Origin of the sequence: Nocardiopsis protaetiae (assembly GCF_045446735.1) — a bacterium.
Lineage (GTDB): Bacteria > Actinomycetota > Actinomycetes > Streptosporangiales > Streptosporangiaceae > Nocardiopsis > Nocardiopsis protaetiae.
In genome coordinates this window covers 1-6,038 of sequence record NZ_JBJJBV010000350.1, presented here as the reverse complement: position 1 = coordinate 6,038, position 6,038 = coordinate 1, and the positions used below count along the sequence as shown (strand labels likewise).

Annotated in this window: 6 protein-coding genes; 1 reads left to right on the top strand and 5 read right to left on the bottom strand. The window is 71.6% G+C overall.

What is annotated here, in order from left to right; translation table 11 throughout:
- Positions 1 to 26: 26 nt before the first annotated feature.
- Positions 27 to 317, bottom strand: a complete 291-nt coding sequence (locus tag ACJOT3_RS31570) for a PGPGW domain-containing protein (RefSeq protein ID WP_406976787.1) — start codon at positions 315 to 317, stop codon at positions 27 to 29.
- 640 nt (positions 318 to 957) lie between these two features.
- Between ACJOT3_RS31570 and thrS the strand changes: the two genes are divergently transcribed.
- Positions 958 to 2,931 (top strand): threonine--tRNA ligase, encoded by a 1,974-nt coding sequence (thrS, locus tag ACJOT3_RS31565; RefSeq protein ID WP_406976786.1) that lies wholly within the window; start codon positions 958 to 960, stop codon positions 2,929 to 2,931.
- Positions 2,932 to 3,023: 92 nt separating this feature from the next.
- On the opposite strand, the gene ACJOT3_RS31560 is transcribed toward thrS, so the two are convergent.
- The 4 genes from ACJOT3_RS31560 to ACJOT3_RS31545 all read right to left on the bottom strand — a co-directional run.
- Positions 3,024 to 3,287, bottom strand: coding sequence for a hypothetical protein (locus ACJOT3_RS31560; RefSeq protein WP_406976788.1), 264 nt, complete (start codon positions 3,285 to 3,287; stop codon positions 3,024 to 3,026).
- Positions 3,288 to 3,368: 81 nt separating this feature from the next.
- The gene (locus tag ACJOT3_RS31555) at positions 3,369 to 4,016 is read right to left on the bottom strand and encodes a hypothetical protein (protein ID WP_406976785.1); all 648 of its coding nucleotides are present in this window, start codon (positions 4,014 to 4,016) and stop codon (positions 3,369 to 3,371) included.
- A 489-nt stretch (positions 4,017 to 4,505) separates the two neighbouring features.
- Entirely contained in the window at positions 4,506 to 5,663 is a 1,158-nt protein-coding gene (locus ACJOT3_RS31550; protein ID WP_406976784.1) for an acyl-CoA dehydrogenase family protein, read from the bottom strand.
- On the bottom strand, positions 5,660 to 6,038 hold a 379-nt coding region (locus tag ACJOT3_RS31545; protein ID WP_406976783.1), incomplete at its 5' end, for an acyl-CoA carboxylase biotin carboxyl carrier protein subunit. The genes ACJOT3_RS31545 and ACJOT3_RS31550, both read right to left, overlap by 4 nt.

The window sequence follows — 6,038 nt, the reverse complement described above, 5'->3', positions numbered from 1 at the left end:
CCCTTCGCCGTGTCCGGCGTTCACGGTCACCCCGAGAGCCTCTTGCGCCGCAGCTCCCGCCGGGCGCGGTAGCGCCTGACCGCCTCGGCGCGCATCCGCATGCCGAACCGCTCCGCCCGGCGGAACCAGACCCGGGCCGGGCGCACCAGCCGCTGCGCCCACGAGAACTCGGTGCTGAGGACCACCAGGCCGAGGATGACCGCCGCGACCCCCGGGCCCGGGGCCACCATCATCAGCAGGCCGGCCAGGATGATCACGGTGCCCGCCGTGCCCACGAGGATGCGCCAGGGCAGGTGGAGCACCGGGTGGATGTGCATGCGCCTGCGGAAGAGGCGGAGCCGGGCCCTGGTGCGCCGCCACACGCGGGCGCGTCGGCTGCTGCGGGACGGGCTGGGGGATGTCTCCGGGGTCGATGGGCCGTTCGGTGGGCTCGGTGACATGCGCTCACGGTATTCGGTCGAAGCGAGTGGGTGCATTCGGGTCGACTGGGGGCGGTGGTCGGATGTCTGCTGATTGTCACCGATCCCGCGAGGCGGATCAATGGTCCCCGGCGAACCTGTGGACGGCTCGCTGGAAACCTGACAATTCAGGACAGATTCGTCTTGATCCACGGACACCTCCCCGGGTGGCCTGCGCGGTCGGCCCGGTGCGGACCTCCCGTTACGGACCCTCGGACGCGGTGCCATCCGAGACCGAATCATGCGATCTTCAGGCCAACGATCGTGTCCGCGCGCCGGTTCCCGGCACTTCCCATTCCTCTGGAGAAGTTCCGCCCCCTCCCCCGCATACGCACCGGGGATACGCGGTATACCGCCCGGTGGAACGCCGTTCCCGACCGGCGCGGACCGCGAGGCGGCCGCCGCCCGGAGCCGATAGCATCGTTCGCAGACGCGGCGCCGCCCGCACCGGACGCGGCGCCCGGCGTCACCACCTGTACGCGTCTTACGAGGAGTCACCGTGTCCGCCGCGCCCGAGCTGCACATCACCATCGCCGGAACACCGCGTGTGGTGGCGGCCACCACTACGGCGGGGCAGGCGCTGGAGGCGGACGGCCGGACCGTCATCGCCGCGCTGGTCAACGGCGAGCCGCGGGACCTGTTCCGCGAGCTGCACGAGGGCGACGCCGTCGAGCCGATCACCGTCGACTCCGAGCAGGGCCGGGCGATCCTGCGCCACTCCACCGCGCACATCCTCGCCCAGGCCGTCCAGGAGCTGTTCCCCGAGGCCAAGCTGGGCATCGGCCCGCCCGTCGAGAACGGCTTCTACTACGACTTCGACGTCGCCGAGCCCTTCACCCCGGCCGATCTCAAGAGCATCGAGAAGAAGATGCAGCAGATCATCAAGCAGGGGCAGCGCTTCGACCGCCGGGTCGTCACCGACGAGGCCGCCCGCGCCGAGCTGGCCACCGAGCCCTACAAGCTGGAGCTGATCGGCCTCAAGGGCGGCGCCGCCGAGGCCGCCGAGGGCGCCTCCGCGGAGGTCGGCGCCGGCGAGCTCACCATCTACGACAACATCGACCCGCGCAGCGGCGAGCAGTGCTGGAAGGACCTGTGCCGGGGTCCGCACCTGCCCACCACCCGGGTCGTGCCCGCGTTCAAGCTCATGCGCACCGCCGCCGCCTACTGGCGCGGCAAGGAGACCAACCCGCAGCTGCAGCGCATCTACGGCACCGCCTGGGAGAGCAAGGACGCCCTCAAGGCGTACCTGACCTTCCTGGAGGAGGCCGAGAAGCGCGACCACCGCAAGCTCGGCTCCGAGCTGGACCTGTTCTCCATCCCGGACGAGATCGGCTCGGGCCTGGCGGTCTTCCACCCCAAGGGCGGCGTCATCCGCCGGGTCATGGAGGACTACTCCCGCCAGCGCCACGAGGAGGGCGGCTACCAGTTCGTCTACACCCCGCACGCCACCAAGGGCGCCCTGTTCGAGAAGTCGGGGCACCTGGACTGGTACGCGGACGGCATGTACCCCCCCATGCAGCTCGACGGCGGCCAGGACTACTACCTCAAGCCGATGAACTGCCCGATGCACAACCTGATCTTCGACGCGCGCGGGCGCTCCTACCGGGAGCTGCCGCTGCGCCTGTTCGAGTTCGGCACCGTGTACCGGTACGAGAAGTCCGGTGTGGTCCACGGCCTCACCCGCGCCCGCGGCTTCACCCAGGACGACGCGCACATCTACTGCACCAAGGAGCAGATGGCGGACGAGCTCGACTCGCTGCTGACCTTCGTGCTGGACCTGCTGCGCGACTACGGGCTCAACGACTTCTACCTGGAGCTGTCCACCAAGGACCCGGAGAAGTCCATCGGCTCGGACGAGGTCTGGGAGGAGGCCACCGAGACCCTGCGCCAGGCCGCCCAGAAGCAGGGGCTGGAACTGGTCATGGACCCGGGCGGCGCCGCCTTCTACGGCCCCAAGATCTCGGTGCAGGCCAAGGACGCCATCGGCCGCACCTGGCAGATGTCCACCATCCAGGTGGACTTCAACCTGCCCGAGCGGTTCGACCTGGAGTACACCGCCGCCGACGGCTCCCGCCAGCGCCCGGTGATGATCCACCGCGCCCTGTTCGGCTCCATCGAGCGCTTCTTCGCCGTCCTGCTGGAGCACTACGCGGGCGCCTTCCCGGCCTGGCTGGCCCCGGTGCAGGCGGTCGGCATCCCGATCGCCGACGAGCACGTGCCCTACCTCCAGGAGATCGCGGCCAAGCTGCGCGCCCAGGGCATCCGGGTGGAGGTCGACGCGGGCGACGACCGCATGCAGAAGAAGATCCGCAACGCCCAGAAGCAGAAGGTGCCCTTCATGCTGCTGGCCGGCGACGAGGACATCAGCAAGGGCGCGGTCTCCTTCCGCTACCGCGACGGCTCCCAGAACAACGGGGTGCCGGTGGACGAGGCGGTCGCCGAGATCGTCGCCGCCGTCCGCGAGCGCCGCTGACGCCTACCGTTCCTCAACGTGCGAAGAGCGCCCGTCCGGTCCGCCGGGCGGGCGCTCGCGCGTTGCGGGCGACGTCGGCCGCCGCCGCGGGATCAGTCGTCGTCGCGGAACAGGTCCGCGCGGGAGATCCGCGCGGTCGAGTTCGGGTCCGGGGCCTGGGGGGCCTCCTGGTCCCGGAACAGCTCGGCGCGCGAGATGCGCGCCGTCGAGTCGGGGTCGGGGGTCTCTTCGTCGTCGCGGAAGAGGTCGGCCCGGGAGATCCGGGCCGTCGAGTTCGGGTCCGGGGCTTCGGGGGCCTCCTGGTCCCGGAACAGCTCGGCGCGCGAGATGCGCGCCGTCGAGTTGGGGTCGCTCAAGACGGATGTCACTCCTTGTTGCATCGGGGCAAGCCGGATTCTAGCGCCACCCCCGGCGACCCGCAGTGGTGTCCGGCCGGGTCAGGACCCGGTGGCGTGTGTTCCCCAGGCCTGCTCGGGGACGCGGTCGATGAGGTCGATGAGGTAGTCGGCGGCGGTGAGCGCCCGGTCCGGGTCCAGTCGCAGGACGGCCCAGGTGAGCACGTGCTCCCCGGTGAAGCGGACCGGGAAGGAGCGCGACCGGGGGTCGGAGAGCATCCACGCCACCGTCTCCCGGTCCAGGGCGGCGCGGGCGAACCCGTCGCCGCCGGACACCTGGAAGGCCCGGGCGAAGTCGGTGGCGGCGCCGGCCGGCGCGTCGTCGCGGCGGCGGATCTCCAGGTCGGTGTCGGTGCCGGGGGTGCGCACGGCCACCACCCGGTAGGTGTGCGGGACCTCGCCCGTGCCGCGGGCGGCCGGGCGGGGGGTGTGCTCGAAGAGGGTGACGTGGTGTCCGCCGTGCCGTCCTTCAAGGACGTGGCGAAAACGCGGCGAGCGGCCGCCCATGGGGCGCGGGAGGGCGGCCGCGCCCAGCGGGGCGGGGTGGTGTTCGGCGTAGGTCCATCCCTGTGCGCGCGCCCAACTGCGGAGTTCGACGACGCGTTCCTTGCGAAAGTGCGCGGAGACCACGACCGCGCCGGCCGTCACCACGACGACGACCAGGGCGAGGACGGGCAGGGCGCCTTCCATCCGGTGACTCCTCCGGCCGGGGATACGGGTGGCCGTGGACCCGTGGCGGGGGCCGCTGCGTGGGCGGACCGGGTCTGAGGGGTCCGGAACGCAGGGGACCCGCACTGGCCGTACGGAGTCCATTCTGTGCCGATTGTGGGGACTTGTCACCCCTCGGGACCGTTCGGCGGCGTTCCGAGGCCGGTCCCGGCCACCGATGGCCATAGCCGACGCCCTCGCCCTCGGTGCGGTATGCCCTACGGGCTTTGCAGACCTGCCGGACACACGTTCAACACCAACTTCCCCGGCTGCCGAGGGTTTCCATGCCCTACGGGCTTTGCGGCGTATCCGGACCTAATGTCGAGGAGGTTCTCAACCCCGGCGGGTTTCCATGCCCTGTGGGCTTTGCGGCGCCTCCGGCCCCGGCACACCGCTGCCCGGTCTGTCACGCCGTCCCCGCCGCCGGAGGGGCCCGGGAATCTCGTGCCCGGGCCCCTCGGCGCCCGCCCCTTAGGCCGGGAGCCCCAGCTCGCGGGCGATGAGCATCTTCTGGACCTCGCTGGTGCCCTCGCCGATCTCCAGGATCTTGGCGTCCCGGTAGAAGCGGCCCACCGCGTAGTCGTTCATGAACCCGTACCCGCCGAACACCTGCGTGGCGTCGCGCGCGTTGTCCATGGCCGCGTTGGAGGCCACCAGCTTGGCGATCGCCGCCTCCTTCTTGAACGGCTCGCCCGCCAGCATCCGCGAGGCTGCGTCGTAGTACGCCAGCCGGGCGGTGTGCGCGCGGGCCTCCATCTCGGCGATCTTGAACTGGATCGCCTGGTAGTGGCCGATGGTGTTCCCGAACGCGCTGCGCTCGTGGGCGTAGCGCACGCTCTCGTCCACACAGCCCTGGGCCAGGCCCACCGACAGCGCCGCGATGGCGATGCGGCCCTCGTCGAGGATGCGCAGGAACTGGGCGTACCCCCGGCCGCGCTCGCCCACCAGGTTCGCCTCGGGCACCCGGCAGTCCTCGAACACCAGCTCGTTGGTGTCGGAGGCGTTCCACCCGACCTTGGAGTACTTCTGCCCCACCGAGAACCCGGGGGTCCCCGCGGGCACCAGGATGGACGAGATCTCCGGCCGCCCGTCCTCGCGCCGCCCGGTGACGGCGGTGACGGTGACCAGCGCGGTGATGTCGGTCCCGGAGTTGGTGATGAACGACTTGGTCCCGTTGATCACCCACTGCCCGTCCTCCAGCCGGGCGGTGGTGCGGGTGGCCCCGGCGTCGGACCCGCCGTCGGGCTCGGTCAGCCCGAACGCGCCCAGCGCCTCGCCGGAGGTCAGCCGCGGCAGGTAGGTCTTCTTCTGCTCCTCGGTGCCGAACCGGTACAGCGGCATCGCGCCCAGCGACACCCCCGCCTCCAGGGTGATGGCCACCGAGGAGTCGACCCGGGCCAGCTCCTCCAGGGCCAGGCACAGCGCGAAGTAGTCGCCGCCCATGCCCCCGTGCTCCTCGGGGAACGGCAGGCCGAACAGACCCATCCGCCCCATCTTGGCGATGACCTCGTAGGGGAAGGTCTCGTTCTCGTAGTGCTCGGCGATGACCGGGGCGACCTCGCTCCGGGCGAACTCCTCCACGGCGGCCCGCAGGTCGGCGTGCTCGGTGGAAAGCTGGTGGCGGTTCAACGCTGGTTCTCCTCGCTGGTGGCGGGGGCGGACGGGTCTCCGGGGGTGTCCGGCGACCCGGTGGGCTCGACGACGACCAGGACGGCGTCCATCGGGACGGACGCGCCGGGCCGGACCGCGACGGTGGCCACGGTGCCGTCGACGGGTGAGGTGACGGAGTGCTCCATCTTCATGGCCTCGACCACGGCCAGCGCCTGTCCGGCGGTGACCGCGTCGCCGACCGCGACCGGCACGGCGAGCACCGTTCCGGGCATCGGGCTGCGCACGGTGCCGTCGGCGGCGGCCTCGTCGCTGCGCAGCGCGGCGTCGACGGGCTCCTCGTGCAGGGTCCAGGCGGTGCCGTCGGCGCCCAGCCACCGGTGCGCGGTGGCGGGG